Source organism: Spirillospora sp. NPDC029432, assembly GCF_040703975.1.
Classification (GTDB): Bacteria; Actinomycetota; Actinomycetes; order Streptosporangiales; family Streptosporangiaceae; genus Spirillospora.
The window spans coordinates 135,703-161,420 of the sequence record NZ_JBEZWH010000012.1 but is presented as its reverse complement, the minus strand read 5'-3'; the positions used below and the strand labels follow the sequence as shown (position 1 = coordinate 161,420).

Annotated in this window: 24 protein-coding genes; 14 read left to right on the top strand and 10 right to left on the bottom strand. The window is 74.0% G+C overall.

Translation table 11 applies throughout. The features are described from left to right. Positions 1-37: 37 nt before the first annotated feature. The 3 genes from AB0881_RS12890 to AB0881_RS12880 all read right to left on the bottom strand — a co-directional run bounded on the left by AB0881_RS12890 (position 38) and on the right by AB0881_RS12880 (position 2,929). Positions 38-982, bottom strand: a complete 945-nt coding sequence (locus tag AB0881_RS12890; RefSeq protein ID WP_366616696.1) for an arpA protein — start codon at positions 980-982, stop codon at positions 38-40. A gap of 221 nt (positions 983-1,203) precedes the next feature. Further along, positions 1,204-2,118, bottom strand: a complete 915-nt coding sequence (locus AB0881_RS12885; RefSeq protein WP_366616695.1) for an LLM class flavin-dependent oxidoreductase — start codon at positions 2,116-2,118, stop codon at positions 1,204-1,206. A 100-nt stretch (positions 2,119-2,218) separates the two neighbouring features. Further along, entirely contained in the window at positions 2,219-2,929 is a 711-nt protein-coding gene (locus AB0881_RS12880; RefSeq protein ID WP_366616693.1) for a class I SAM-dependent methyltransferase, read from the bottom strand. A gap of 435 nt (positions 2,930-3,364) precedes the next feature. Between AB0881_RS12880 and AB0881_RS12875 the strand changes: the two genes are divergently transcribed. Beyond that, a complete protein-coding gene (locus tag AB0881_RS12875; protein WP_366616692.1) occupies positions 3,365-4,087 on the top strand; it encodes a sigma-70 family RNA polymerase sigma factor in 723 nt (240 codons plus the stop codon). Between the two features lie 16 nt (positions 4,088-4,103). Here AB0881_RS12875 and AB0881_RS12870 read toward each other — a convergent pair whose 3' ends face one another. Next, on the bottom strand, positions 4,104-5,984 hold the full coding sequence (locus AB0881_RS12870) for a hypothetical protein (protein WP_366616690.1): 1,881 nt from the start codon (positions 5,982-5,984) through the stop codon (positions 4,104-4,106). 196 nt (positions 5,985-6,180) lie between these two features. Between AB0881_RS12870 and AB0881_RS12865 the strand changes: the two genes are divergently transcribed. Next, positions 6,181-8,085 carry an ABC transporter ATP-binding protein gene (locus tag AB0881_RS12865; RefSeq protein ID WP_366616689.1) on the top strand — a complete coding sequence of 635 codons (1,905 nt, stop codon included), beginning with the start codon at positions 6,181-6,183 and terminating at the stop codon, positions 8,083-8,085. 86 nt (positions 8,086-8,171) lie between these two features. Here the strand turns inward: AB0881_RS12865 and AB0881_RS12860 are convergent, their stop codons facing one another. Together AB0881_RS12860 and AB0881_RS12855 are read right to left on the bottom strand one after the other, a co-directional pair. After that, the gene (locus AB0881_RS12860) at positions 8,172-8,891 is read right to left on the bottom strand and encodes an ABC transporter permease (RefSeq protein WP_366616688.1); all 720 of its coding nucleotides are present in this window, start codon (positions 8,889-8,891) and stop codon (positions 8,172-8,174) included. Between the two features lie 31 nt (positions 8,892-8,922). Then, positions 8,923-9,807 (bottom strand): ABC transporter ATP-binding protein, encoded by an 885-nt coding sequence (locus tag AB0881_RS12855; protein ID WP_366616686.1) that lies wholly within the window; start codon positions 9,805-9,807, stop codon positions 8,923-8,925. A gap of 192 nt (positions 9,808-9,999) precedes the next feature. On the opposite strand from AB0881_RS12855, the gene AB0881_RS12850 reads away from it, so the two are divergent. Then, complete coding sequence (locus AB0881_RS12850; protein WP_366616685.1) at positions 10,000-11,160, top strand: histidine kinase; 1,161 nt, start codon at positions 10,000-10,002, stop codon at positions 11,158-11,160. Further along, complete coding sequence (locus tag AB0881_RS12845) at positions 11,157-11,759, top strand: response regulator transcription factor (protein ID WP_366616683.1); 603 nt, start codon at positions 11,157-11,159, stop codon at positions 11,757-11,759. Before AB0881_RS12850 ends, AB0881_RS12845 begins: the two co-directional genes overlap by 4 nt. 20 nt (positions 11,760-11,779) lie before the next feature. On the opposite strand, the gene AB0881_RS12840 is transcribed toward AB0881_RS12845, so the two are convergent. Beyond that, on the bottom strand, positions 11,780-15,163 hold the full coding sequence (locus tag AB0881_RS12840; protein WP_366616681.1) for a DUF4132 domain-containing protein: 3,384 nt from the start codon (positions 15,161-15,163) through the stop codon (positions 11,780-11,782). 47 nt (positions 15,164-15,210) lie between these two features. Beyond that, entirely contained in the window at positions 15,211-15,831 is a 621-nt protein-coding gene (locus AB0881_RS12835; RefSeq protein WP_366616680.1) for a TetR/AcrR family transcriptional regulator, read from the bottom strand. Positions 15,832-15,935: 104 nt separating this feature from the next. Here AB0881_RS12835 and AB0881_RS12830 point away from each other — a divergent pair, with 104 nt between their 5' ends. Both AB0881_RS12830 and AB0881_RS12825 read left to right on the top strand, forming a co-directional pair. Further along, entirely contained in the window at positions 15,936-16,961 is a 1,026-nt protein-coding gene (locus AB0881_RS12830; protein ID WP_366616679.1) for a hypothetical protein, read from the top strand. A gap of 142 nt (positions 16,962-17,103) precedes the next feature. Then, positions 17,104-17,706: a class I SAM-dependent methyltransferase gene (locus AB0881_RS12825; protein WP_366616678.1), complete on the top strand. Its 603-nt coding sequence runs from the start codon at positions 17,104-17,106 to the stop codon at positions 17,704-17,706. Positions 17,707-17,724: 18 nt separating this feature from the next. Here AB0881_RS12825 and AB0881_RS12820 read toward each other — a convergent pair whose 3' ends face one another. Beyond that, positions 17,725-18,537: an SDR family NAD(P)-dependent oxidoreductase gene (locus tag AB0881_RS12820; RefSeq protein WP_366616676.1), complete on the bottom strand. Its 813-nt coding sequence runs from the start codon at positions 18,535-18,537 to the stop codon at positions 17,725-17,727. 193 nt (positions 18,538-18,730) lie between these two features. Here AB0881_RS12820 and AB0881_RS12815 point away from each other — a divergent pair, with 193 nt between their 5' ends. Both AB0881_RS12815 and AB0881_RS12810 read left to right on the top strand, forming a co-directional pair. Then, positions 18,731-19,051, top strand: coding sequence for a metalloregulator ArsR/SmtB family transcription factor (locus AB0881_RS12815; protein ID WP_366616674.1), 321 nt, complete (start codon positions 18,731-18,733; stop codon positions 19,049-19,051). Next, positions 19,048-19,437, top strand: a complete 390-nt coding sequence (locus AB0881_RS12810; RefSeq protein WP_366616673.1) for a VOC family protein — start codon at positions 19,048-19,050, stop codon at positions 19,435-19,437. The genes AB0881_RS12815 and AB0881_RS12810 overlap by 4 nt, the downstream gene beginning before the upstream one ends. Here AB0881_RS12810 and AB0881_RS12805 read toward each other — a convergent pair. Then, complete coding sequence (locus AB0881_RS12805; RefSeq protein WP_366616672.1) at positions 19,434-20,213, bottom strand: IclR family transcriptional regulator; 780 nt, start codon at positions 20,211-20,213, stop codon at positions 19,434-19,436. The two genes, AB0881_RS12810 and AB0881_RS12805, sit on opposite strands and share 4 nt — an antisense overlap. A gap of 73 nt (positions 20,214-20,286) precedes the next feature. On the opposite strand from AB0881_RS12805, the gene AB0881_RS12800 reads away from it, so the two are divergent. The 6 genes from AB0881_RS12800 to AB0881_RS12775 are packed head-to-tail and all read left to right on the top strand — an operon-like array spanning position 20,287 to position 25,699. Continuing rightward, on the top strand, positions 20,287-21,456 hold the full coding sequence (locus tag AB0881_RS12800) for a cupin domain-containing protein (protein WP_366616671.1): 1,170 nt from the start codon (positions 20,287-20,289) through the stop codon (positions 21,454-21,456). Next, positions 21,453-22,319 (top strand): fumarylacetoacetate hydrolase family protein, encoded by an 867-nt coding sequence (locus AB0881_RS12795; RefSeq protein ID WP_366616670.1) that lies wholly within the window; start codon positions 21,453-21,455, stop codon positions 22,317-22,319. The genes AB0881_RS12800 and AB0881_RS12795 overlap by 4 nt, the downstream gene beginning before the upstream one ends. Further along, positions 22,319-23,017: a maleylpyruvate isomerase family mycothiol-dependent enzyme gene (locus AB0881_RS12790; protein WP_366616669.1), complete on the top strand. Its 699-nt coding sequence runs from the start codon at positions 22,319-22,321 to the stop codon at positions 23,015-23,017. Before AB0881_RS12795 ends, AB0881_RS12790 begins: the two co-directional genes overlap by 1 nt. An 11-nt stretch (positions 23,018-23,028) precedes the next feature. Further along, the gene (locus AB0881_RS12785) at positions 23,029-24,327 is read left to right on the top strand and encodes an FAD-dependent monooxygenase (protein WP_366616667.1); all 1,299 of its coding nucleotides are present in this window, start codon (positions 23,029-23,031) and stop codon (positions 24,325-24,327) included. Beyond that, the gene (locus AB0881_RS12780) at positions 24,324-25,016 is read left to right on the top strand and encodes a 3-oxoacid CoA-transferase subunit A (protein ID WP_366616665.1); all 693 of its coding nucleotides are present in this window, start codon (positions 24,324-24,326) and stop codon (positions 25,014-25,016) included. The genes AB0881_RS12785 and AB0881_RS12780 overlap by 4 nt, the downstream gene beginning before the upstream one ends. Then, on the top strand, positions 25,016-25,699 hold the full coding sequence (locus tag AB0881_RS12775; RefSeq protein WP_366616664.1) for a 3-oxoacid CoA-transferase subunit B: 684 nt from the start codon (positions 25,016-25,018) through the stop codon (positions 25,697-25,699). Before AB0881_RS12780 ends, AB0881_RS12775 begins: the two co-directional genes overlap by 1 nt. Positions 25,700-25,718: the final 19 nt, after the last annotated feature.

Sequence of the window (25,718 nt, the reverse complement as noted above, 5' to 3'; positions counted from 1 at the left end):
GTGACGAGCGGGGGAGAGCGCTGGGTGGTCGCGAGGATCAGTCGAGGAGGGAGTCGACCCGTACGGCGCGGCCTTCGGCGGCCAGGTGCTCGGGCAGCACGCGGCCGAACAGCTGCCGGGTCCGCGCCACGCTGCCGATGACGCCCGGCCGCTCGCTGTAGGCGAAGATCGCCGTGTGCCGGGCGGTGCCGCCCCGGACGGGGCTGACCCGGTGCAGCGAGTAGCGGCCCTTGAAGAGCTGGAGGTCGCCGGGGCGCAGCTCCAGCCGCCGGACCAGCCGGTCGCCGCGGCCGTCCAGGACGGCGCGCACGTCGGCGAAGTTCTCCGCTTCGGCCGTCCTGATGTTCGGGCAGTATTCGAAGATCCCGCCGTCCTCGGCCGGCTGCGTGAGCATGCTGACCGTGAACTCGTTGGTGTCGAAGTGCCAGGGGTGCTCCATGCCGGGGCGGACGACGTTCAGGCACAGCCCCGAGAGCGGGTCGGCCAGCTCGTGCACGCGGTCCAGCCCGAAGCAGTCGGCGACGAAACGCTGGAACGGCCGGCTCGTGTAGAGCCGCTGGACGAGGTGGCCCGCGGGGATGAGGTCGCGCGCGACGAACGCGTTGCCGCGCTCGATCGGGACGCGGCCGGGATGGTCGGCCGGCAGCGACGCGTCCACCTCGATGTTGTAGGCGTTGACGGTCTCGACCTCGAAGTGCGCCCGCGGCGCGATGGCGGCGCATTCGGCCCGGAGCGCGTCCTGGAGTTCCGGCCGGACGAAGTCCGGCAGCACGCTGCATCCGCTTTCCCGCAGTTCCCGGCGGGTGTGCTCCACCAGAGCGCGCCAGGCGGCGCCGCCCGGTTCCGCCAGCGGATAGCGGCCGGTGTCCACCACCTGTTCGACGTCCCGAGCCCCGGGCATGCCCATGAAGATCCTCTCCACCTGGGCGTCCCGGTGCAGGAGCCGCCCGCCGTCAAGACCCTCGATCCGCGAACAGGCCACGCTGCCTGCGTCCTGCGGTCCCGCCGGCCGTGCGGCGGTCCCCACGACGGTTTCTTAGCACAGTCGCCCCCGGAAACAATGGCCGGACTTTCCGTCCCGGACCCCCGGCGGCCACCGGTCCGGACGGTGACCTGGCGGTCCGGCCACCGCCGCCCGGGGCGCCTCCGGCCGGCAGTGTGGCCCAAGTCACGGTCTTGCCGCCCGCTCCGGGCGGGACGCGGTCAGACGCCCGCCTTCACGGCCGCCTCGCGCACGGCGGGGGCGATCTCGGCGGCCCAGCGGCCGAGCGAGGCGGCGTCCTGGGTGCCGCCGTCGGGCGCGAAGAGCGTGAACCCGGCGGCGCCGTGCCGCAGGACGGCACCGGTCAGCTCCTCGATCCACTGGCCGGCGGAACCGCCGATCCAGCGGCCGTCCTCGTCGCGCGTGGCGGCCAGCGGCCGCTCGGTGATCAGCCCGGGGAGGTTGAAGACCGTGCGGATCTCGCGCGGATCGCGGCCCGCCTCCGCCGCCGCCTCGTCGATGACCGGGCGCGAGGTCCGGTACCGCTCGCTGAGCCAGTCGGCGGCGTGGCCGGGGATCCAGCCGTCGGCCACCCGGCCGGTCGCGGCGAGCGACTTCGGCCCGACCGACCCGGTCCACACCGGCGGCGCGGCCACCGGCGCCGGCTCGATCCCGTTCACCCGGTAGTGGCGCCCCTCGAAGGTCACCGGCGAGCCCCCGCCCGACAGCTTCTTGACCAGGGTGATCGCCTCCTCGAACGCCTCAACGGCCTCGGCGGGCGACAACCGCGGCACGCCCATGTCGGCGATGCGGTCCCATAGGCCGCCCGCGCCCATGCCGAGCACCACGCGGCCATCCGACAGCGCCGACAGCGACGTCACCGTACGCGCGAGCATGGGCGCGGGCCGGGTCGGCAGGTTGGTGACGTTGGCGAGGCCCGCGATGCGCTCGGTGCGTCCCAAGAGGAAGCCGAGCGCGGCGTAGGCGTCCAGGCGCCCGCCGAAGTAGGGGTGGTCGGACAGCGAGAAGTGGTCGAGCCCTTCCCGGTCGGCCTGCCGGACCATGCGGAGCAGCGCCGGCGCGTCGTCGATGCCGCTGTGCGCGCCGAAACCGAAGACGACTTCCTGTGCGGACATTGTGCTGCCTCTCAAGAGTTTAAGTTCGTGCCACGAACGATAATAGTTCGCATCACGAACCGCAAGCCCGCGCAGGGCCGCGACGACCTGCCGTGAGGGCCTACGGCCTGCGTGCGAGAACCAGACGGTGGCGCGGGCTGCCGTCCGGGCGTTCACCCAGGCCGTCCAGCGGGACCGTGGTCACCGAGAAACCCGCCGCCGCCAGGTCGGCGCGGACCGCGCCCAGCGGGCACGTGCGGTAGTACATGACGAACGGAGGGCGCCACACGGCGTTCCGGACCCGCATCGCCGCGTCGAACCCGAGCAGCGCCCAGTACAGGCCCGACGTGACGGGCGGCGGCGCGCCGATCGGGAAGGCGAAGAGCCCGCCGGGCCGCAGCGCCCGGTACACACCGCGGAAGAGCGCGGGCCGTTCGGCGGGCAGGAAGTGTCCCAGCGCACCGAACGTGACCGCGAGGTCGAACCCCTGGGTGAACGGCAGCGCGCGGACGTCGGCCCGCACCCACGCGGCGTCCGGGTGCGCCTCCCGCGCCTGCGCGAGCATGCCGGCGCTGAAGTCGACGCCCGTGACCCGCTCCCGGCAGAGCGGTTCGAGGACGCCCATGCCCGCACCGGTCCCGCAGCACACGTCCAGCCCATGGTCGAACGGGCCGAACGGGCCCAGCGCGGCGGCGGTGGCGTCCAGCACGCCGCCGGGGGTACGGAACGGCGTCCGGTCGAACTTCGGCGCGAGCAGGTCGTACCCGCGCTCGACCGAGGACAGCGCCTGGATCGCCAGCTCGCGCAGGGACGGACCTTGAGGCGAGAACACCGCCCCAGAGTATTACCGCCCGCCCCTCCGGGCACCGCCCGCGCATCCCCGCGCCCCAGCGGGCATCCCCCTGACGCGCAGTCCGCGCTAGGGAGTCACGGATGCGGAGGGGGTGCAGGCGGGGGAACGCTGTTCCGTATTGGCTCACACCCGGTCTCGAAGCGCCTCCCGTGCGCGTGCGACGCCGGCGGGCCGGGGTGGGCCTGGGCGTGGGGCGCGGGTACGGCTTCCCCCGCAGGTGGCCCCCGTGCTCAGGTCCCTGGCCCCGTGGTCGGCCCCGTACCCCCTGGGGTGCCCCCGGGGGTCGCCTAGGGATCGGCCCCCGTTCCCTAGGGACCGGGGCCAGGCTCTCCCTGATGCGACCCGGGTTCTCGCGCGGCGAGAGTGAGTCGTGTTCGGCGGCGGGCGTCCGCCGGCGGGACGAACGGAGGGGCCATGGCGGTCGAGGCGAGGATCGCGTCGAAATCGCGAGCGAGCGCACATCCCGGACCACGAGACCAGACGAGTTCCCTCGACCAGGCCGCCGCCGTCTTCACCGAAGTGCGCTCGCGCCTCTTCGGCATCGCCTACCGGATGCTCGCCAGCTCCGCGGAGGCCGAGGACATCGTCCAGGAGACGTGGCTGCGCTGGCAGGGCGCCGAGCGCTCGGCCGTCGCCAACCCGGCCGCGTTCCTGACCCTGATCACGACGCGGCTGTCCATCAACGCCGCGCGGTCCGCCCGCGCCCGCCGCGAGACCTACATCGGGCCCTGGCTGCCCGAGCCCATCGACACCGGCGCCGACCCCGCCGCCGGGGCCGAGCGGGGCGAGGCGGTCGAGTTCGCGCTGCTGCTCCTGCTGGAGAGGCTCACCCCGGCCCAGCGGGCCGCGTACATCCTCCGCGAGGCCTTCGTCTACCCGTACGAGCAGATCGCCGAGATCATCCAGCTCAGCCCGGCCAACGTCCGCCAGCTGGTGAGCCGCGCCCGCAAGCACCTGAACACCGACCGGCACGAGCCCATCGACGCCGTCGAGCACCGGCGACTCCTGGCCACCTTCCTCGACGCCGCGCAGGAGGGGAACGTGACGGCCCTGGAGGACCTCTTCGCCGCGGACGTCGTCGACGCCTCCGCCCGCGTGCGAGGGCCGGACCCGGCCCTGACCGGCCTGGCGTCCTGAACCGGCGGGCGGCCGGTCAGTTCCGCTTCACGACACCGGTGAGGCCCGCCACCACGGCCGTGGTGAGGATCCACCCGGCGGCGATGAGCACCCAAGTGCAGTACGTGGCCGCGCCCTGGGGCTGCCACGCCTTCTGCTGCCCCAGGTCGACGACCGGCAGCAGCACGTCCAGCGTGTACGCGAACGCGTTGAAGGCGGGCCCGTTCGGGTTGGTCCGCGTCATGGCGCCGGGGTGCGCGCGGGCGAACACCCATGTGCCGGCGGCGAGCAGCCCGGCCAGCCAGGCGGCGGCGAGCCGGGTCCGGTAGCCGTAGCCGACGGTCACCTCCAGCAGCCGGTTGGCCAGCCGGCCGCCGAGGCCGAGGACCTGCCTGCGGTGCCGCTGCTTGGCGATGGAGACCCGGCGCGCCGCCTCCTCCTGCCCGGCCCGCCGGTACGCGGCGGCCAGCTGGTCGTACGCCTGGGGCTTGTAGCCGCCGCCGTCGCGGGCCAGCCAGCGCAGCCGTTCCCGGCCGTCCGCCGAGTCGTCGGTGAGGGCGTCGTACGCGAAGCCGTCCAGGTGGAGGACGGCGGGCCACGTCCGCGGCTCGTCATGGAGGGTCCCGACGCGCGCGCCGGTGAGGTTCACCGCTCCGTCCGGGGCCTCGCGGGGCAGCAGGACCAGCTCGCCGGCCCGGGCCGCCTCCAGATCGAGGGCCTGCCGTCCGGGGTTGCGCAGCCGGGAGTCGCGCAGGTCGAGCTGACCGTCCACGATGGCGCCGCCCAGCTGCATCTGGCCGTCGGCGGTGAAGCCATTGCGGCACAGGAGATCGCCCTCGACGCGGATCCGGACCGCGTAGACGGCCCGGCCGCCGGGGTTGTGCAGCCGGGCGCCGGTGAGGTCGCAGACCCCGCCGATCCGGGCGCCGATGGCGCGGACCTCGCCCTCGGCGGTGAAGCCGTTCCGGCAGAACAGCGACTGCCTGGTGGTGAGCGCGTCGGCGTTCAGGGCCCGGCCGCCGGGATCCGACAGGCGCGCCCCGTCGAGATGGAGCTGGCCGTCGATCTGCACGCGGGACAGGTTCACCTCTCCTTGGGCGCTGAGGCCGCGGCACAGGATGTCGTGCTCCACGATGACGCCGTAGCCGTCCAGCGCGGTGCCGCCCGGGGCGTTCAGGACGGCCCGCGACATGTCGAGGTGGGAGATGCGGGCGGCCGACACGTTCACCCTCCCCTCTGCGCGGAGGCCCTCGCACAGCATGTGCTGCCCGACGGTGAGCCAGCTCGCCTGGAGCGCCGTCGCCCCCGGATTGGACAGCCGGGCGTCCTGCAGCTCGAAGCGTCCGCCGACGCGGGCGCCGAGCAGGCGGACCTCGCCCTCCGCCGCGAACCCGCCGCCGCAGAACAGGCCCTGCTCGACGACGAGCCGGTCCGCGTTCAGGGCACGGCCGCCGGGATCGGCCAGGCGGGCGCGGCGGAAGGACAGCTTCCCGCCGATGCCGGCGCCCAGCAGGTCGACGGTCCCCTCGACGGCGGATCCGTCGTTGATCTCCAGGTCGCCGGTGGTGCGCAGGCCGCGGGCGAGCAGGCCGGGCATCCGGCATCCGCGCAGGCGGACGGTCAGGGCGGTGGCGTCGTCCAGGATCACCGGGCCGTCGAAGCGGCAGCCGTCCAGGTGCAGGGGGCGGGTGAGCGTGCACGCCTCCAGATCCAGCGGGCCGGTGATGAGCGCGCCCCGGATCCTGACCGGCCGTACCCGGCCGCCGCCGTCCGGCGGTGCCGCGGTGAGCACCTCGCCGAGCCACCCGCCCCGCAGCGTCCGGCGGGCGGGATCGCCGCCGCCGAGGTCGACCGGGTCGCCGGCGGCGACCGCCGCCGCGATCCGCCGCTCGTTCCCGGCCGGTCCTTCATCGGTCATCGCGCCCCTCCAAGCGGCCGGCTCCGCGCGGCCCCGCGTCATGTACGGCCGCCACGTGCAAGTATTTCCGGTCCTATGTGCGCAATTTACGAGATGTCGCGCGATTGCCGTGATCGCCAATGAAAAACCATTCGCCTGCGCGGGCGGCCCGGGGCACCATGGAGGGCCGGCGGCGTGGGAAGGGCGGGGGATTCCAGTGCTCGGTGTACGGGGTGGCTCCCGGGAAGAACGGTCGCCCCGGAAACGGGCGGTCCTGCTGGCCCTGAGCCACTACTGCGACATACTGCGCCGCCAGTGGCGGATCTCGGTCCCGGCGATGACCCTGCCGGCGCTCGGCAACACCTGCCTGTTCTACCTGACACCGCTGATGGTCGCCGCCCTGGTGGGGCACCTGGCCGGCGGCGGGGAGGGCACGCTCGCCGCGCTCATGCCCTACGTCCTCGGCTTCGCCGGGCTGATGCTGGCGGGCGAGGGGCTGTGGCGGGCGGGCATCCACTTCCTCAACCGGGTGGACGCCCGGGGCGTCGAACGGCTCGGCGTCATCGGCATGGACGAACTGCTCGCCAAAGACGCCTCCTTTTTCCAGGACAACTTCGCCGGCGCGCTGACCAAACGGATACTGAATTTCTCCGGCGGTTTCGAGAGCTTCGCCGACACGCTCACTTTCTCCGTCATCGCGAACGTGGTCCCGCTGGCCTTCGCCTCGGTGGTCCTGTGGCGGTACCACCCGGTGCTGGTCCTCGTGCTGGTGGGGCTGATCATCGTCACCGGGTTCCTCATCGCGCCGTTCATCCGCCGCCGGCAGGCGCTGGTGGACGAGCGCGAGGCCGCCAAGGTGCGGGTGTCGGGCCATGTCGCCGACGTGATGACCAACATGGAGACGGTCCGCGCGTTCGCCGCCGAGGAGCGGGAGGGCGCCGAGTTCCGCGGCCGGATCGCCGAGCAGGCCCGGCTGTCGCTGCGGTCCTGGGACTACGCCAACCTCCGGGTCGACATGATCGTGGCGCCGATGTCCATCCTGACCAGCGCGCTGGGACTGCTCGCCGCGGTCGCGCTGCGCGGCGGGCTCGGGGTGGAGGCCATCGTGGTGACGTTCTCGTACTACACCAACGCGACCCGGATCATGTTCGAGTTCAACCAGGTCTACCGGCGCCTGGAGAGCACGCTGACCGAGGCCGCGCAGTACACCGAGCTGCTCCTGGAGCCGCCGACCGTCGTGGACCCACCCGATCCGGAGCCGCTGCGCCCGGACGGCGCGGCGGTCCGCTTCGAGCGGGTGCGCTTCGCGCACGGCGGCGGCGCGCCCCTGTTCGACGGGCTGGACCTGGAGATCCCCAGCGGTGCCAGGGTCGGCCTGGTGGGCCGGTCCGGCGGCGGCAAGACCACCCTCACCCGGCTGCTGCTGCGGCTCATGGACGTCGACGGCGGCCGCGTCCTCATCGGCGGCCAGGACATCGCCCGGCTGCGCCAGCGCGACCTGCGCGGCCTGATCGCGTACGTTCCGCAGGAGCCCGCGATGTTCCACCGGTCGGTGTACGACAACATCGCCTTCGCCAGGCCCGGCGCCACCGAGGCCGACGTGCTGCGGGCCGCGCGGGCGGCGCACGTCACCGAGTTCGCCGAGGGCCTTCCGGACGGCTTCGGCACGCTGGTCGGCGAGCGGGGCGTCAAGCTGTCCGGCGGCCAGCGGCAGCGCGTCGCGCTCGCCCGCGCCATCCTCCGGGACGCCCCGGTCCTGCTGCTCGACGAGGCGACCAGCGCCCTGGACTCCGAGAGCGAGCTGCTCGTCCAGGAGGCGCTGTGGCACCTGATGCGCGACCGCACCGCCCTGGTCGTCGCGCACCGGCTGAGCACGGTCGTCCGGATGGACCGGCTGATCGTCCTCGACCGTGGCCGCGTCCTCGAACAGGGCCCCCACCGGGAGCTTCTCAAGGCCGGGGGCCCCTACGCCCGGCTCTGGCACCACCAGTCCGGCGGCTTCCTCACCGAGGACACCGAGGATTCCGGGGACAGCGGGGACACCGGGGGCGCAGAGGTCTCAGAGGGCACCGCGGAGTCCCGGGACGCCGCCGAGGACTCCCTCGACCGCCGCCCGGCGTGACCGGGCGCGCGGCCGGCGTCCCGGGGCGGCGGCGCCGGCCCGCCCCCGCTCGGGCCGGGCCGCCGGGGACGGGGCCGGGGGAAGCGTCACCGGCGCGGTTCCCAGCGGAAGAGCCGGGAGGCCAGCGCGACGGAGACGGCGACCCAGGCGAGCGTGGGCGCCAGCAGGGGCAGCGAGTCCGCCACGGGCACGCCGCCGTTCCAGGCGTTGACGGCCAGCTCGGTGGCCGAGCCGCCGGGCAGCAGCCGCTTGAGCAGGGCGAGTTCCTCCGTCCCGCTGATCCCCACCCAGCTCGCCACGGCGATGGTGCCGAGGCTGACGGGCAGCGTGGTCACCTGCGCGTGCTCGGGGGAGTTGGTCAGCCCCGCCGTCGCCAGCCCCAGGCCGAGCATCATGACCGTCATCGACAGGACGGCCGCCGCCAGGAGCGCGACGTCGGCCGGCCCGCCGGCGACCGCGGCCAGCACGGCCAGCAGCACGGCCGCCTGCACCAGCGAGAGGACGGTGACCGGGAGCAGCAGCCCGGACAGGATGCCGGCGTCGCCGGCCGCGGTGGAGCGCAGCCGCTTGAGGAAGAGGTTCTGCCGGCGCGAGGCCAGGGTCGTCACCGAGGTGGCGTAGAGCCCGAACGCCCCCACCGTGAACACCATGATCGCCGCGATGTAGCCGAGGCTGGCCATCTTCGCGAAGACCTCGTGCTGGTAGATGAAGTACGCGCTGACGGCCGCGGGCATGACGAGACTGGTGACCAGCACCAGCCGGTTCCGGAAGATCTGGATCAGCTCGCCGAGAGCGATGGGGAGCACGGGGAGTCCTTTCCTGGAGGAGGAGGGGCGTTCACTCGTTGCCGATGGAGCGGAAGACGTCGTCGAGCCGGGTCGGCCCGGCTTCGAGGTCCCCCGGTTCCACGGCGTGGTGCCGCGCCCAGTGGAGGAGGGTGTACAGATCCCCCGGCAGGTCGAACGTCTCGATGAGGAAGCGCCCGTCGCTCTCGCGCGCGGCCCGCAGCGGCGGTGCCGGCGCGTCCGCCGGGAGGGAGAAGCGGATGGTGGCGGGAAGCGTCCGCGTCAGCTCCGAGACGGTCCCCTCCCGGTGGAGGACGCCCCGGTGCATGAGCCCGATGCGGTCGGCGTGCTGCTGCGCCTCTTCCAGGTAGTGCGTGGTGAGGACGATGGTGGAGCCGTCCTCGCGCAGCCGGCCGACGGCGTCCCAGAGATGGTCACGGGACTGGATGTCCAGGCCGGTGGTCGGCTCGTCCAGGAAGATCAGCTCGGGTGCTCCGTACACGGCGGTGGCGAAGTCCAGGCGCCGCTTCTCGCCGCCGGAGAGCTGCGACACCCTCGTCCCGGCCTTGCGGGTGAGATCGACGACGCCGAGCACGCGCTCCACCGTGTCGGCGCGCCGGGTGAGCTTCCCGATCAGCCGGACGGACTCCCGCACCGTCAGGTCGGGGGAGAACCCGCTCTCCTGCAGCATGACGCCCATCCGGGGCCGGACGGAGCGGCGGTCGCGCGGGCTCCGCCCGAACACCCGGACGGTGCCCGAGGTGGCCGCGCGGTGGCCCTCGACGGTCTCCAGGGTCGAGGTCTTGCCCGCCCCGTTCGTGCCGAGGAGCGCGTACAGCTCGCCGGGCCGCACCTGGAAGGACAGGTCCCGGACGGCGTGGAAGTCGCCGTACTTCAGATTCAGACGATCGACGTCGATGACGGGTGTGGAGGACATGGCACCGATTCCAGCCGCCGCCGCGCCCGCCCGGCAGTGGGGCCACGTCATCACCTCGGCATGACGTTCCGCTGGGCGAAGGCATGACACGGCGTCACTGGTGACGCCGCGGAGCGGGAAGAATACTGGAAGGCGACCTTGCCGCATCCTGCCGCACCTTGCCGCATCCTGCCGTTCGCACCCGGAGACCATATGGATCCCAGCCCTTCGCGCCCGCGCGCCCGCATGGCGTCCGGGCACTACGAGGAGGTGCGGGGCCGGCTGAAGACGCTGAACATCGCCACGATGGTCGTGGCCATCGGCCCGGTGGGGGCGATGCTGGTGGCGATCGACGCGCGGGCGTGGTGGGAGGCCGCCGTCCTGAGCCTCGGCGTGGCCGCGGGGCTGGTGGCCGTGGTGTGCTGGACGCCCACCGGCTTCTCCCGGGTCGTCCTGCCCTGCACGATCGTCGCCGCGGCGGTGTGGGTCGCCGGTGCGCTGGCGGTGGGCGGGTTCACGGCGTTCTACGGCATCTCCGTCGTGGGCTCCGTCTACGCCCCGAAGCTGCCGCGCCACCGCGCCTTGGCCGCCGCCGCGCTGATCGTCTTCATCCCCCTGGTGGGGGCCATGCGGCTGGTGGTGGCGCGGGAGGACGTGCCCGACGACCTGGTCTCGTACGTCCTCATCCCGGCGGGCGTCGCCGCGGTGTCGACCGCCGGCATGTTCGCCGGCCAGTGGTACTACGACCTCGTCGAGGAGCTGGCGGAGTCCCGGGAGCGCCAGGCCGAGCTGGCCGTCGTCCGCGAGCGCGTGCGCTTCGCCGGCGACCTGCACGACATCCAGGGCCACACTTTGCACGTGGTGAAGCTGAAGGCCGCACTGGCCCGGAAGCTGGTCCGCGCCGACCCGGGCCGGGCGGAGGAGGAGCTCGGGGAGATCCACGCCCTCGTCGGCGAGACCATCGCGCGGACCAAGGAACTCGCCTACGCGCAGCGGCGGCTCAACCTCTCCGCGGAGCTGGAGAACGCCAAGAACCTCTTCGAGGCGGCGGGCATCCGCGTCCGCGTGGACCGCGAGGCCGGCGCCGGCGGCGGCGCCGACGAGCTGCTCGGCCAGGTCCTCCGGGAGACGACGACCAACATCCTGCGGCACGCGCAGGCCGGGCGGGTACGGATCACGCTCACGAAGGAGGGCATCACCATCGTCAACGACGGCGCCCAGGAGGCCCCGCTCCCGGAGCTCCGGGGCCTCGCCAACCTCAGGGAGCGGATCGCGGACGCCGGGGGCGAGCTGACGGTCGAGCAGAAGGGCGGGAGCTTCCTGACCGCCGCGGCGTTCCCGCACGGCCGTACCGGAGCGGGGGAGGGCCGGTGACCACCGTGGTGCTCGCCGACGACGAGGCCCTGCTCCGCAAGGCGATGGCGGCGCTGCTGCCGCTCGAAGGCGAGATCACCGTGCTCGCCGAGGCGGCGGACGGCGCGGAGGCCGTCGAAGCCACCCTGCGGCACCGGCCCGACGTGCTGGTCATCGACCTGGAGATGCCGGACGTGGACGGTCTCGGCGCCGTCGCGGCGATCCGCGGTACCCTGCCGGACCAGGTCGTCCTCATGCTGACCCGGCACGCCCGGCCCGGAGTGCTCCGCAAGGCCCTGAAGCTGGGCGTCCAGGGCTTCGTCAGCAAGTCCGCGGATCCGGCGCACATCACGTCGGTCATCCGGATGCTGCACGAGGGCCGGCGGTGGATCGACCCGGACGTGTCGGCGCTCGCCCTCGTCGACGACAACCCGCTCACCGACCGCGAGGCCGACGTGCTCCGCGCGACCCGCGAGGGCTACTCGGTCGCCGACATCGCCGCCCAGCTCCACCTGGCGGAGGGCACCGTCCGCAACTACCTCTCCAACGCGATGCAGAAGACCCAGACCCGCACGCGCCACGATGCGGCCCGCTACGCCCGCGACCACGACTGGCTGTAGCGGGCTCGCACGGCGCGCGTTCAGGTCCGGGCGGCGGCCTCCTGGAGGACGGTCAGGTCGCGGAGCAGCTCGGACGCGGTGATCTCGTCGAGGTCGCCGAGCCGTGCGGTGCCGTCGGCGCCCGAGCCGTGCCGGTCGCCGGACACGAAGGCGTTGACGACGGTGTGCTCCTCGAACGCGTGGACGTCGGCCGCGACGAAGCCGGGGTCCAGGTTGAGGATCGCGTACCGGTCGCCGGGCAGGGGGCGCAGGAAGGCGTGCTCGATGCCCGCGTCCTGCGGAACGCCGCGTTCCCAGCCCCGGCCGGTCAGGCCGAGGATCACGCCGGCCGGCACGGTCAGGCCCTCGAACCGTTCGAGCCGGGAACCCGCGCGCTCCGCCGCGGTGAGGCGGTGCGCCTCGCGGGTGAGCTGCGGGAACGGCTGGGCGATCTCGTAGTCGGCGAAGACCTGCCCCCAGGCCGCGAGGTCGTCGCCGAGGTCGAGCGGGTGCGCGATGCCGACCCGGGCGTCCGCGGGGAGGGCGAAGGCGTCGTCGGCGGCGTCGGCGAGGGTGAGGTCCTCGGCGAGCCGGAACGCGCGGGTGCCGGCGCCGGTGTCGGCGAGCCAGACGAGGCGGCGGGCGACCTGCCGGGTCAGCGGGTGCCGGGCGAACAGCTCGGTGAACTCCCCGGCGGTCCAGCGGCGCCGGTCGGCCATGGCGCGTTCGAGCCGGTGGACGAGGTGGGACGCGATGCCGCGGACGTCCTTCTTGAGCTGGGAGAACCGCTGGTACGCGGCCGGGGCGAGCTGCGCGTCGTCCTTCGCGCCGGGCTTGGGGAGCGACTTGCGGAGCTTGCCGTTCTGGTCGATCACCTGCGGCTTGAGCGCCTCGTCGAACGTGATGGTGAACGTCCGGGGCCCGTAGTCCAGGGTGAGGGCGCCGGCGGCGTCCAGGTCGAGCGTGGGGACGAGGCGGTCCGCGAGCTGGTCGGTGGTGAGGCCGAGCCGCTCGGCGATCTGCCCGATCCGTTCGAGGGCCTTGGCCTTCAGCCCCTTGTACCGGACCCGCTGCGCGATCTGGTTGAGGCACATCAGCGCGGTGTCGGTGCCGAGGGCGGCGAGCACGTCCAGGCCGGTGACGGCGCGGGCGTGCCCGCCCTCGCCCGGCCACTCCCGCAGGAGCGGGGTGAGGCGGCGCGCGGCGTCGTCGTCGCCGATCAGGCCCAGCTGGGTGAACGCCCAGCCGTTCCGCGACGGCATGCCGTTGGACCGCCAGGCGGCGAACACGGCCCAGGAGAACGCGGCCAGGGACGCCGGGTCGCACGTCTCGCGCACGATCCGCAGGCCGGGATGCGGGCGGTCGAGCGGTGAGAGGGCCAGGATCGTGAGCAGGTGGACGACCGATTCGCCGGGCAGCCGGGTCCGCCCGCCGCGCAGCAGCACCTGGGGGAGCGCGGCGGGGTCGAGCCAGTCGGGTACGGCCGGGACGGTGGGCGGGACGACGTCCAGCGGGTCGGTGGCCAGGAGCGTCCGGAGCCCGCCGGCGGCGCGCTCGCCGTACTCGCCGGCGGCGGACAGCACCGCCCCGTCGCCGTGGACGGAGGCGATGTGGCGCAGCGCGGCCTCGGCCGCCTGGCGGGCGGGCCCGGCCTTGCCGAGCGCGGCGGGGACCAGCATCCGGGCGGCGGCGGTGCCGTGCCATTCGAGCCAGGCGGCGGCGGTCCGCCGGACGGCCTTGAGCCGCACGAGCCAGTCCGCCATGAGCGCGGCGACCTCGGTGCCGCAGTACGGCAGCAGGAACTCGCCGAACATGCGGGAGTTGTTCCGCGCCCCCCGCAGCACGTGCGGGTAGACCTCCATCCCGAACCGCGCCACCGTCCGTTTGATCGCCCCGGGGACCCGGTGCGTCTCGGTGGTGTCCCAGTCGGGGAGCAGCGGCTCCGCCACGTCGAGCGGGGCCTGCGCGAACACCAGGGGCAGGACGATCCCGCTGTCGCGCCAGTCGCCGGGCCGCCAGATCCGGTCCCAGTCCGGCTTGACGCCGTAGTGGCCCACCCACTCCCTGATGTCGGCCTCGGCCCAGGCCTTGTGCGCGCCGTCCGTCCAGTGGATCGCGACCTCCTCGGGGGCCTTCAGACCCGGGACGGTGACCGGCTCGGCGATCTCCGAACGGCGCGTCCAGGCGGGCGCGACGAGCACCTTGGGCAGGGTGTCCGCGGCGGCCTCGGGGAAGGGCCGTGCCCTCTCCAGGGCGGCGGCGACGAGGTCCCGTCCTCCGGCGGTGAGCGCGGGAGCGGTGGAGCGGAGCAGGTCCGGCTCGGTACGGGCCCAGCCGTCGAGCACGCCGTACGCGGTGACGCCCGCGCGGCCTCCCTTGGAGCACAGCCGGGTGGTGTGGCGCAGCGTCCGCACCGGGTAGCGGCGCAGCGCGTCCCGTAGCGGCTCCGCCACGGGGCGCCGCTCGCCGATCTCCAGCAGCAGGCGGAACGACGCGTCGCCGGGGATCGCGGCCAGCACGTCGAAGGGGACGTCCTCATGGCCTTCGAGCGCCCCGGCGACCAGCGGGGCGAGCGCGTCCCCCAGCGCCACGGCCATCGTGGCCAGCACCGGGCGTTCGAGGGCCTGGCCGGTCAGGACCGCCGCGTCGCCCAGCGCCGCGAGCTGCTCCGGAGTGCTCAGGGCGCAGAACCGCATGGCCCACACGCTCCCCGCGTAGCCGCGGTCGTTCGGGCGCTCCCGGCACCACTGCTCCACCCAGTCCCGCTCGGTCGGGACGAGGTAGGCGGCCGTCGCCCGCCGGACCGGGGTGGCGCGGAGCGCGGCGAGCCGCTCGACCGCCGCCGCGTAGTCGCCGTCGGACGCGGCGGCGAGCAGGGCGCGCATCCGGCGCCCCGCCCGCCAGCCGGGCAGGTACCGGTCCGGCTTGTCCCGCGGCCCCTCGGTCCACAGGGCGGTGATCTCCCCGGCCCGGCCCTCGCGCAGCGCATGCCGCCACTGCTTGCCCGGAAGGGCGCGCCGTACGGCGATGCCCTGCAGCTCGGTGAACGCGCACGCGGCGAAGGGGACGCCGCGCTCCGCCGCCCACGCGTCGACCACCTCCGCGTACCGCGCGGTGGCCCTCTCCTCGTCCGGGTCCGTCACGGCACCGTCGTGCCAGAGGACGGCGAGCGCGACGACCGCCGCGCCCAGGGGGTCGGCGGCGCCGTCCAGGTAGGCGCGGGCCGCGGCGGCGGTCCCGGCGTCCTTCACCACGGCGAGGACCTTCTCGATCTCGGCGCGGCCGTCGCGCAGCCGGGACCGCCAGCGGGGGAGGGCCTCCGCGCCGGGCTCGGCCGCCGGTACGGGGCCGAGGTCGCGGCGCGGATGCAGGTGCTCCGCCCACGTGTCCGGGATCGTCATGATGTCCTCGTCCGGGAAGTTCATGGACGGAGAGACGGGGCACGCCGCCCGGTGGTTCCCATCTCCGCCGATCAGTCCTCCGCCGGGCCGCGCCGCCGTACCAGGGGCAGGTACACCTCGTCGACGATCTCGACCAGGACGTCGTCGGGGGCGGTGGGGACGCCGCGCACGACGAACTCGTTGCGGAGCAGCACGACGGCCACGGTCGCGACCCGCGGGTGCAGCGCTTCGGGGGCCGCCTCGCCGCGCGCGACGGCGCGTCCCAGGATGGTCAGCCAGGGGGCGGCCACGGCGTCGCCGGACTGGTCCTGGAGCCGCGCCAGCAGTTCCGGGGCGCCGCCGGCCGCGGCGAGCAGCTCGCGCAGGATCGCGCCGAGCGGGGAGCTCCAGTGGCGGTTGGCGCCGCGCAGCAGCTCCAGGGCGTCGCCGCGCAGCTCGCCGGTGTCGGGCGGCCGCGCCGTGGTGGCCATCCGGCGGTAGGCGGCGATGCCCAGTTCGAGGCGGCCGGGCCAGCGGCGGTAGATCGCGTTCTTGTTGGTGCCGGCGCGGGCGGCGACCCGGTCCATGGTCAGCCCGGCGAACCCGGACTCGGTGAGCTCGTCCACCGCCGCGCTCAGGATCGCGTCTTCGAGGGCCGCCCCGCGCCGCCGCGTCTGCCCGCCGCCCGCCGTCCTGCCCGGCTCCGCTGCCATCGCCCCATCCCGTCTTCGGTACGGCTGGTACCTCCCCATCCTCCTTGCAGCCCTAGCCCGCATGCAACTAGGGTACGCCAAGTACCTTAAATGGAAGGTGGGACATGCGCGCCAAAGGCATCAGCTACGACACCGGCTTCGTCTACAAGGGAGTCATCGGCCACGAGCCCTGGGAGCCGGAGACGGTCGAGGAGGAGCTGCGGATCATTCGCGACGACCTGCACTGCACCGCGGTCCGCGTGATGGGCGGCGACCCGGAGCGCATCGAGTTCGCGGCGGCGTGCGCCGCCGGCCTGGGGCTGGAGGTCTGGGTCTCGCCCTACCCGCTGGAGCTGACCGGCGAGGAGATGCTGGCGCTGTTCGCCGACTGCGCCGAGCGCGCCGAACGGATCCGGCGCAGCGGGGCCGAGGTCGTGTTCGTCACCGGCGCCGAGCTCAGCCTCATGGCGCCGGGCTTCCTGCCCGGCGCGGGCACCGCCGAACGGGTCGCGGCGCTACTGCGGCCGGACGGCCTTCCCGAGCGCGTCGCCGAGGTCGGCGCGCGCGTCAACGACTTCCTCGGCAAGGCCGTCCCGCTGGTCCGCGAGCGGTTCGGCGGCAGGGTCACGTACGCCTCGGTCCCGCTGGAGCGGGTCGACTGGACGCTCTTCGACATCGTCTCCGTGGACCTCTACCGCACGCCGGAGGTCGCCGGCCGCTTCGCCGACGGGGTACGGGACCTGGTCGCGCAGGGCAGGCCGGTCGCGATCACCGAGTTCGGCGCCGCCTGCTTCCGGGGCGCCGCCGACATGGGCGCCCGCGGCCTGGAGATCGTCGAGTACGACGCGGACACCCGTGCCCCGCTCCGCCTCGACGGCGAGTACGCGCGCGACGAGGCCGGCCAGGCCGCGTACGTCCGCGAGCTGCTGGAGGTCTTCGACGCCGGCGGCGTGGACGCCGCGTTCGTGTTCACGTTCGCCCTCTACGACCACCCGCACCGCCCGGACGGCGACCCCCGCGACGACCTGGACCTCGCCAGCTACGGCATCGTCAAGGTCCACGAGGATCGCCGCGGAACCGCCTATCCCGGCATGCCCTGGGACCCGAAGGCCGCCTTCACCGCCGTGGCCGACCACTACAGGACGAGCTAGCGCCTCATGGGCCCGGCCGCGCCGGGTATGCCAACCTGCGGATTCACTTCGGACGGGACGTTCGCATTCCCTTTCACCGACCCCGGTGCGGCATCCGGGAAGTGCCATGAGAGGGTTTTAGCAAATGACGAACTATGCGCGTATGTATCGCTTCGGCGTTACCCCTTGGGAGCGCTACGGAAAGGCGGCGGCGCCCAGTATCGCCGCCGTGCTGGATCGGGAAGAGGCCGAGCGCTCCCGCCCGCTCGGCCGGGCCCTGGACCTCGGCTGCGGCCGCGGCCAGTTCACCCCGGAACTCGGCCGCCGGGGCTGGGAGGCGGTGGGCGTCGACTACGTGCCGGCCGCGATCGAGGCGGCCCGGCGCAAGGGCGGGGAAGGGGTCACCTATGTCGTGGGCGACGTGACGGACCTGTCCCCGGCCGACCTGGGAACGTTCGACCTCTTCGTCGACATCGGCTGTTTCCAGGGTTTCGACACCGAGCGGCAGCGGGGCGAGGGGCGGAGCGTGTCCGCGCTGGCCAACCCCGGCGCGACGCTGCTCATGCTCGCCTTCGGCGTCACCCGGCTGCGCGCCCGGATGGGCGGGGTGTCCCAGGCGGAGGTCGAGGCCGCGTTCCCGGACTGGGAGATGCTCGACGTCCGGCCCGCGGAGACCGCCGGGCTGGGCTGGCCGATGAACAGGTCCTCGCCGCGGTGGTACCGGATGCGCCTCCGGCCGGACGGGGATTCGCGGGCCGGCGCCTGAGAACGCGCGGCGGCGCGGCTATCGGGTCTCGCCGCCGGCGCGCACCAGCATCTCGCCGACGGCGATCCGCCGTTCCCGGGTGACGATGTAGCCGATGGCGTCCGCGATGTCCTCCGGCCGCAGCGATTCCATTCCGGTGATCTGCGGGCGTGCCGTTTCGCGGGTGAACTCACCGATGCGGTTCGCCGGTTCGATGTTCGCCGGTTCGATGTTCGCTGGTTCGGTGTCCACGTTTCCGGATTGCACGATGCTCACCCGGACCCCTTCTCCGAGCAATTCCTGCCGGAGCGATTCGGTGAACGCGTTCAGGCCCGAATTGGTCAGACTGTGCACGCTTCCGCCCGGCCGGGCGGCCCGCCCGTCCGGGGAGCCGACGTTCACCAGATCCGCCACCTGCCGCGGCGAGGTCGACGCCGCGTAGATCAGGTGCGGGACGGCGGCGTGCGTGACGTGCAGCAGCGCCGACACGTTGAGCGACACCATCCGGTCCCACTCCTCGACGGTGGCGTGCAGCGCCGGGTTGAGCAGCATGATCCCCGCACTGTTGACCAGGATGTCCAGGCGCCCGAGCCGGTCCAGCGCGTCCTGCACCGCGTCGTCGGCGCGTTCCGGCTCGGTGAGGTCGGCCTCCACCGCGACGGCGTACCCGCCCGACCGCGCGATGCCGTCCGCGACCCGGTCCAGGCGGTCGCGGCGGCGGGCGACCAGGGCGACCGCCGCGCCCTCGCGGGCCAGGCGGCGCGCGGCCGCGGCGCCGATCCCGCCGCCGGCGCCGGTGACGAGCGCGACGGCTCCGTCGAGCGGCCGATCGGATTTGGCTGCCTCGTTCACAGGGAACACCTCGTCATGGGCGTGGATGCCGACGCGCCCAGACTCGCCCGGACGGCCGCCGTACCGCACCAGGGAGACACCCTGGTCCGCCCCGGTGACCGCCCGGGCCGGGGGCGGCCACGCGACCGGTGATCCCGGCCCGCACCTCGACCTTGCTTGACAGGCAAGCGGCGACTTGCATAACGTTGCGTACGTGGGAGACGTGTTCAAGGCCCTGGCCGACCCCACGCGGCGCACCATCCTGGACGAGCTGACCGACCGGAACGGCCAGACGCTCTTCGAGATCTGCACCCGCCTGACGACCAGGCACGGGCTCGGCTCGTCGCGGCAGGCGATCTCGCAGCACCTCGACGTCCTGGAGAGCGCCGGCCTGATCGAGACCAGGCGCGAGGGCCGCTACAAGTTCCATTACATCGACACCGGTCCGCTCGAACCGATCGTCGAGCGGTGGCTCACCAGGTCCGGTGAGCCCGAGCGACCCGGTGAACCCGACAGAGACGAGAGTCCGACATGAGGATCCACCTGACGAGCGTGTTCGTCGACGACCAGGCGAAGGCGGAGCGGTTCTACACCGACGTGCTGGGATTCGTGAAGAAGCACGACGTCCCGGTCGGTGAGGACCGGTGGCTGACCGTCGTCTCCGCGCAGGACCCCGACGGCACCGAGCTGCTGCTCGAACCCAGCGGGCACCCGGCGGTGAAGCCGTTCAAGGAGGCGCTGGTCGCCGACGGCATCCCGGCCGCCTCGTTCGCCGTCGACGACGTCAAGGCCGAGTACGACCGGCTGCGCGGCCTCGGCGTCCGCTTCACCCAGGAGCCCGTGGAGATGGGCCCGGTGACCGCGGCCGTGCTCGACGACACCTGCGGCAACCTGATCCAGATCGCCGCCCAGGCCGGCTAGGACCCGCGGCCGGCGAGGTCCTCCTCCAGGGCGCGTGCGGTGGCGTTCAGGGCCGCGACCAGGGACCGGAGGCGGTGCGGGTCGTAGCGCACGCTGGGCATCGAGACCGACAGCCCGGCGAGCGCGGTGCCGTCCCGGTCGCGTACGGGGACGCCGACGGCGACGAGGCCGCGTTCCGAACGCTCCTTGTTGACGGCGAACCCGTTGCGGCGCAGCCGCTTCAGCTCCGCCCGCAGCCGGTCGAGGTCGGGCCGGTCGGCCGGGCGGTCGAGGTAGCGCTCGGCGGCGTAGACCTCCTCCAGCTCGTCACCGGTGAGGTCGGCGAGCAGGAGGAGGCCCGCCGTCGTGCGGTGGGCCGGGAACACCATGCCCTCCCGGGAGCCGACCCGCAGGGCCTGCCGGCACTCGACGCTGGCGATGAACCGGGCGGTGTCCCCGGTGCGCACGGTCAGGTTCGCGGTCTCGTCCAGCAGATCGACGAGCCGGTGCAGGTGGGGGAGGGCCGCCGCGCGCAGCCGCGACACGAGGGACTGGGAGTGCGCGGCGAGTTCCAGCACCGGCCCGGCGCGGTAGACGCGGTCGTCGTCCTGTACGGCGAAGTCGCGGTAGACGAGCATCGCCAGGAGCCGGTGGGCGGTCGATCTGGCGACGCCCAGCCGCTCGGCGATCTGCGACACGGTCGCGCCGCCCTCCATCTGCAGGATGGTCGCCGTACGCAGCGCGTGGTCCACGCTGGCGATCGGGTAGGGCGGCGGCGTCTTGAGCGGCTTGTCCATGGTGGTGCCCCCTCGGTTCTGCTCTCCAGAATCTACATGTTCTCCCTGGGGGACACGGGGCAGAGTGTGGGGTGTGACTCAGTCCTCCATCGCCCAAGACGTCGCCACGGGTTCCCCGGTCCGGCTCCAGGCCGTCGCCGCGGCGGGGCAGCCCGAGGTCACCCCGGCCCTCGAACGGCTCTACCGGGGCTTCGAACGGGAGCTGCTCGTCCCGCTGTGGACCGAGATCGGCGACCTGATGCCGGCCCACCCGCGCTCGCGCGCCGTACCGCACCTGTGGCGCTGGGACCGGCTGCGGGAGCTGGCGGCCGAGGCCGGCGAGCTGGTCCCCGTCGGCCGCGGCGGCGAGCGCCGGGCCATCGCGCTCGCCAACCCCTCGCTCGGCGGCCGGCCGTTCGCCACCCCGACGCTGTGGGCGGCCATCCAGTACCTCATGCCCGGCGAGGACGCCCCGGAGCACCGCCACACCCAGCACGCCTTCCGCTTCGTCGTCGAGGGCGAGGGCGTGTGGACGGTCGTCGGCCGCGACCCGGTCGCGATGCGGCGCGGCGACTTCCTCCCGCAGGCGGGCTGGAACTGGCACGCCCACCACAACGCCACCGCCGAGCCGATGGCCTGGATCGACGGGCTGGACATCCCGTTCCAGTACGCCACCGAAGCGCAGTTCTTCGAGTTCGGCCGGGACGAGATCAGCGACGCCGAGCGGACCACCCCGGACCGCTCGCGCGCCGAGCGCCTCTGGGGCCACCCCGGCCTGCGGCCGGTGTCCGCCGGCGCGACCGGCCCCGGCTCGCCGCTGCTCGCGTACCGCTGGGAGCACACCGACCGCGCCCTCGCCGACCAGCTCGCCTTGGAGGCCGAGGGGTACGCCGGCACCGTGGAGCCCGGCCACGCCGCCGTGCGGTTCACCGACCCGGCGACCGGCGCCGACGTGCTGCCGACCGTCCGCGCCGAGATGCACCGGATCGCGCGCGGCGCCGAGGCCGCGCCGGTACGCGAGACGGGCTCGTCCGTCTACCAGGTCTTCGACGGCTCCGGCCGCGTCACGGTCGGCGAGACCAGCTGGTCGGTGACGCGCGGCGACCTGTTCGCCGTCCCCTCCTGGCAGCCGCTGTCGGTCCGTTCCGAGGCCGGCGGTAGCGACTCCGACTCCGGCGCCCTGGACCTGTTCCGGTTCAGCGACGCCCCCGTCTTCGAAGCCCTGCGGCTCGACCGCACGCATGTGGAAGGAACCACCCGATGAAGCTCGCCACCCTCCGTATCGGCGGCACCACCCGGGCCGTACGGCTCGACGGTGACGTCCTGGTCGACCTCGGCGTCCCCGACCTGGGGGCCCTGCTCGCCGAGGAGGGATGGGCCGGGCGGGCGGCGGCCGCCACCCCGGCGGACGCGGCGACGTACCCGGTGGACGGGGCCGACTTCGCGCCCGTGGTGCCCGCCCCGTCCAAGGTGGTGTGCGTCGGCCTCAACTACCGCAACCACATCCAGGAGATGGGCCGGGACCTGCCGGAGCACCCCACGCTGTTCGCCAAGTTCGCCGACGCCCTGATCGGCGCGGGCGACGACATCGTGCGGCCCGCGGAGACCGACCGCTTCGACTGGGAGGTCGAGCTGGCCGCCGTCATCGGCGCGCCCGCGCGCCGGGCCCGCGGCGCGGACGCCGAGCGGGCCATCGCGGGCTTCACCGTCCTGAACGACATCACCTGCCGGGACTGGCAGTTCCGCACCCGCGAGTGGCTCCAGGGCAAGATGTGGGACTCCACCACGCCCGTCGGCCCGTACCTCGTCACCCCCGACGAGCTGCCCGGCGGGGTCCGGCCGGCGCTGGACGTGCGGCTGACCGTGGACGGCGAGGAGATGCAGTCCGACTCCACCGGCGACCTGCTGTTCGACCCGGTCGACCTGGTCGAGTACGTCTCCACGATCGTCCGCCTGAACCCGGGCGACATCATCGCCACCGGCACCCCCGGCGGCGTCGGCCACGCCCGCAAGCCCGAGCGCTACCTCCTCGGCGGCGAGACCGTCGTCACCGAGATCGAGGGCATCGGCCGGCTGGAGAACCGGGTCGTCAAGGAGGCCGGGGAGAACGGGGAGAGGGCGTCCTGATGCGCCGCACGCTCGCCGACGCCCGCCGCTGGGCCGCGCACGGCACCGAGCTGCTGCTCGGGACGGCCGCCGGCCTCGACGCCGGCGGGTACGCCGCGCCGAGCGCCCTGCCCGGCTGGAGCAGGGCGCACGTGGCGGCGCACGTCGCCGCCAACGCCGAGGCGCTGTCCAACCTGGTGCACTGGGCCGCCACCGGCGAGCCCACCCCGATGTACGCCTCGCCCGAGGAGCGCGCCGCCGGCATCGAACGGGGCCGTGCCCTGCCCGCCGCCGAGCTGGCCGCCTGGCTGCGCCGCTCGGCGGACGCGCTGGAGGAGGCGATGGCCGCGCTCGGCGCGGAGCGGTGGAACGCGGAGGTCGTCACCGCGCAGGGCCGGACCGTACCGGCCGCCGAGGTGCCGTGGATGCGCTCCCGCGAGGTGTACGTGCACGCCGTCGACCTGGCGAACGGCACGTCCTTCGCCGACCTCCCGCCGGACTTCCTCACCGCCCTGTGCGACGACGTGGTGGCCAAGCGCGCCGCGTCCCCGGGCCCGGCCGTGGTCCTGCGGGCGTCCGGCGGCGGCACCTGGGAGCTGCCGGGCGACGGCGAGCCCGCCCTGGTCGCCGGCGAGCCGCACGAGATCGCCGCGTACCTGACCGGACGGGACGCCGGCCCGCTCACCGCGGCCGCTCCCGCGCTCGGCGCCTGGCTGTGAAGGAGCAGATCATGAAGCCCGAACCCGGCCCCGGCGGGCCGCCCGACGTCCTGGTGGTCGGCGGCGGCATCGGTGGCCTCAGCTCCGCGTTCGCCCTCGCCCGCCAAGGGCTGCGCGTGCGCGTACTGGAGCGGGCCAAGGAGTTCGGCGAGGTGGGCGCCGGCCTGCAGATCGCGCCGAACTGCACCCGCATCCTCGCCGAGTACGGGCTCCTGGACGAGGCCAAGTCCCTCGGCGTGCTGCCGCGGAACATGGTGATGCGCGACGCGCTCGACTCCCGCGAGCTGACCCGGCTGGACCTGGCCGACCTCGAACGCCGCTACGGCTTCCCGTACATGGTCATCCACCGCAGCGACCTGCACGGCATCTTCCTGCGCGCCTGCGAGCGCGCCGGCGTCGAGCTGCTCACCGACCGGAACGTCACCGGCTACGAGAACACCGGAGAGGGCGCCCGCGTCCTCCTGGCGGACGGGACGGCCGAGGAGGCGCCGCTGGTCGTCGCGGCCGACGGGCTCCACTCGGTGGCCCGCCGCGCGCTGGTCGGCGACGACGTGGTCAGCTCCGACTACGTCGCGTACCGCGCGGCCGTCCCGATCGACCGGGTCCGCGGCAACGGCGTCGCCGAGCGGGACGTGACCGTCTACGTCGGCCCGCGCTGCCACTTCGTCCAGTACGCCCTGCGCGGCGGCGAGATGTTCAACCAGGTCGCCGTGTTCGAGTCGCCCAAGGCGCTGGCCGGCGAGGCCGACTGGGGCACCCCGGACGAGCTGGACGCCGCGTTCGAGGCCACCTGCGACACGGTCCGCAAGGGCATCCCGCTGATGTGGCGGGACCGCTGGTGGCAGATGCTCGACCGCGACCCGATCGACACGTGGGTGCACGGGCGCGTCGCCCTGCTCGGCGACGCCGCGCACCCGCCGCTCCAGTACATGGCGCAGGGCGCGATCATGGCGATCGAGGACGGCTGGGTGCTCGCCCGCCACCTCGCCCGGCGGGCCGCGGCCGCCCCGGCCGGGTCCGCGCCGGACTGGGACGCCGCGCTGGCCGCGTACCAGGCGGTACGGGTGGAGCACTGCCGCCGGGTGCAGACGACCGCCCGCGCCTGGGGCGAGCTGTGGCACCTCGACGGGACGCCCCGGCTCCAGCGCAACGTCCTCCTGCGGGCGCGGGACACCTACGACTACTCGTTCACCGAGTGGGTGTACGGCCCGACCGCCCTGACGCCCGACGAGCTGCCCCCCATGTTCACGCCGATCCCGCTATCCTCGGCGGCCGTCGGGGACGTCGCGGAGGAGGTGGGTCGGGGATGACCACGATCGTCGCCGCCACGGCCGGGGAGGCCGTGGCGGGAATCGAGGACGGCTCCACGGTCCTGGTGGGCGGGTTCGGCCTGGCGGGCATGCCGTTCGAGCTGATCGACGCGCTGATCGGGCAGGGCGCCGGCGACCTGACCGTGGTGTCCAACAACGCCGGGAACGGGGACGTGGGCCTGGCCGCGCTGCTCAAGGCGGGCCGGGTCCGCAAGATGATCTGCTCGTTCCCGCGGCAGAGCGACTCGTACGTGTTCGACGAGCTGTACCGGTCCGGCCGGGTGGAGCTGGAGGTGGTGCCGCAGGGCACGCTCGCCGAGCGGATGCGGGCGGGCGGCGCGGGGATCGGCGCCTTCTACTCTCCCGTCGGCGTCGGCACCCCGCTGGCGGAGGGCAGGGAGACCCGGGAGATCGACGGGCGCCGCTACGTCCTGGAGTACCCGATCAAGGGGGACGTGGCCCTGATCTCCGCGTACCGGGCGGACACCATGGGCAACCTCGTCTACCGCAAGACCGCCCGCAACTTCGGCCCCGTCATGGCCACCGCGGCCACCACGGTCATCGCCCAGGTCACCGCGATCGTGCCCGCCGGGGAGATCGATCCGGAGACGGTCGTGACCCCGGGCATCTACGTCGACCGCCTCGTACGGGCCGAGGCCCGCCGGCTCACCGTGCAAGGAGCCCGCTGATGACCGCCGCGAACACCGCACCCGGCACGGGTCCCGTGGAGCACACCGGCCGGGGCCCGCTGTCCACCGACGAGCTCGCGGCCCGCATCGCCCGCGACATCCCGCCCGGCTCGTACGTCAACCTCGGCATCGGGCAGCCGACCCGGATCGCCGAGCACCTGCCGGCGGACGCGGGGATCGTGCTGCACACCGAGAACGGCATGCTCGGCATGGGCCCGGCCGCGGCGGGCGACGAGGTGGACCCCGACCTCACCAACGCCGGCAAGGTCCCGGTCACCGAGCTGCCCGGGGCGGCGTACTTCCACCACGCCGACTCGTTCGCGATGATGCGCGGCGGCCACCTGGACGTGTGCGTCCTCGGGGCGTTCGAGGTCTCGGCGGGCGGCGACCTGGCCAACTGGCACACCGGCGACCCGGACGCGATCCCGGCCGTGGGCGGCGCGATGGACCTCGCCGTCGGGGCGCGGAAGGTGCTGGTGATGATGAAGCTGTTCACCCGGGACGGCGCCCCCAAGCTCCTCCCCGCCTGCACCTATCCGCTCACCGGCACCGCCTGCGTCAGCGCCCTCTACACCGACCACGGCGTCTTCGTCCCCGGCCCGGACGGCGTGCGCGTCCTGGAGACCTACGGCATCACGGTCGGCGAGCTGCGGGAACGGCTCTCCGTCGACCTGCTCGCGTAGCGGCCGCCGCCTCGGCGGA

Excerpts from the sequence above, each read along its gene's own strand:
- AB0881_RS12850 (WP_366616685.1), top strand. The coding sequence starts at position 10,000 with ATGGATCCCAGCCCTTCGCGCCCGCGCGCCCGCATGGCGTCCGGGCAC.
- AB0881_RS12810 (WP_366616673.1), top strand. The coding sequence starts at position 19,048 with ATGAGGATCCACCTGACGAGCGTGTTCGTCGACGACCAGGCGAAGGCG.
- AB0881_RS12870 (WP_366616690.1), bottom strand. The coding sequence starts at position 5,984 with ATGACCGATGAAGGACCGGCCGGGAACGAGCGGCGGATCGCGGCGGCG.
- AB0881_RS12855 (WP_366616686.1), bottom strand. The coding sequence starts at position 9,807 with ATGTCCTCCACACCCGTCATCGACGTCGATCGTCTGAATCTGAAGTAC.
- AB0881_RS12840 (WP_366616681.1), bottom strand. The coding sequence starts at position 15,163 with ATGAACTTCCCGGACGAGGACATCATGACGATCCCGGACACGTGGGCG.
- AB0881_RS12875 (WP_366616692.1), top strand. The coding sequence starts at position 3,365 with ATGGCGGTCGAGGCGAGGATCGCGTCGAAATCGCGAGCGAGCGCACAT.
- AB0881_RS12775 (WP_366616664.1), top strand. The coding sequence starts at position 25,016 with ATGACCGCCGCGAACACCGCACCCGGCACGGGTCCCGTGGAGCACACC.
- AB0881_RS12795 (WP_366616670.1), top strand. The coding sequence starts at position 21,453 with ATGAAGCTCGCCACCCTCCGTATCGGCGGCACCACCCGGGCCGTACGG.
- AB0881_RS12780 (WP_366616665.1), top strand. The coding sequence starts at position 24,324 with ATGACCACGATCGTCGCCGCCACGGCCGGGGAGGCCGTGGCGGGAATC.
- AB0881_RS12805 (WP_366616672.1), bottom strand. The coding sequence starts at position 20,213 with ATGGACAAGCCGCTCAAGACGCCGCCGCCCTACCCGATCGCCAGCGTG.
- AB0881_RS12830 (WP_366616679.1), top strand. The coding sequence starts at position 15,936 with ATGCGCGCCAAAGGCATCAGCTACGACACCGGCTTCGTCTACAAGGGA.
- AB0881_RS12825 (WP_366616678.1), top strand. The coding sequence starts at position 17,104 with ATGTATCGCTTCGGCGTTACCCCTTGGGAGCGCTACGGAAAGGCGGCG.
- AB0881_RS12885 (WP_366616695.1), bottom strand. The coding sequence starts at position 2,118 with ATGTCCGCACAGGAAGTCGTCTTCGGTTTCGGCGCGCACAGCGGCATC.
- AB0881_RS12835 (WP_366616680.1), bottom strand. The coding sequence starts at position 15,831 with ATGGCAGCGGAGCCGGGCAGGACGGCGGGCGGCGGGCAGACGCGGCGG.
- AB0881_RS12790 (WP_366616669.1), top strand. The coding sequence starts at position 22,319 with ATGCGCCGCACGCTCGCCGACGCCCGCCGCTGGGCCGCGCACGGCACC.
- AB0881_RS12785 (WP_366616667.1), top strand. The coding sequence starts at position 23,029 with ATGAAGCCCGAACCCGGCCCCGGCGGGCCGCCCGACGTCCTGGTGGTC.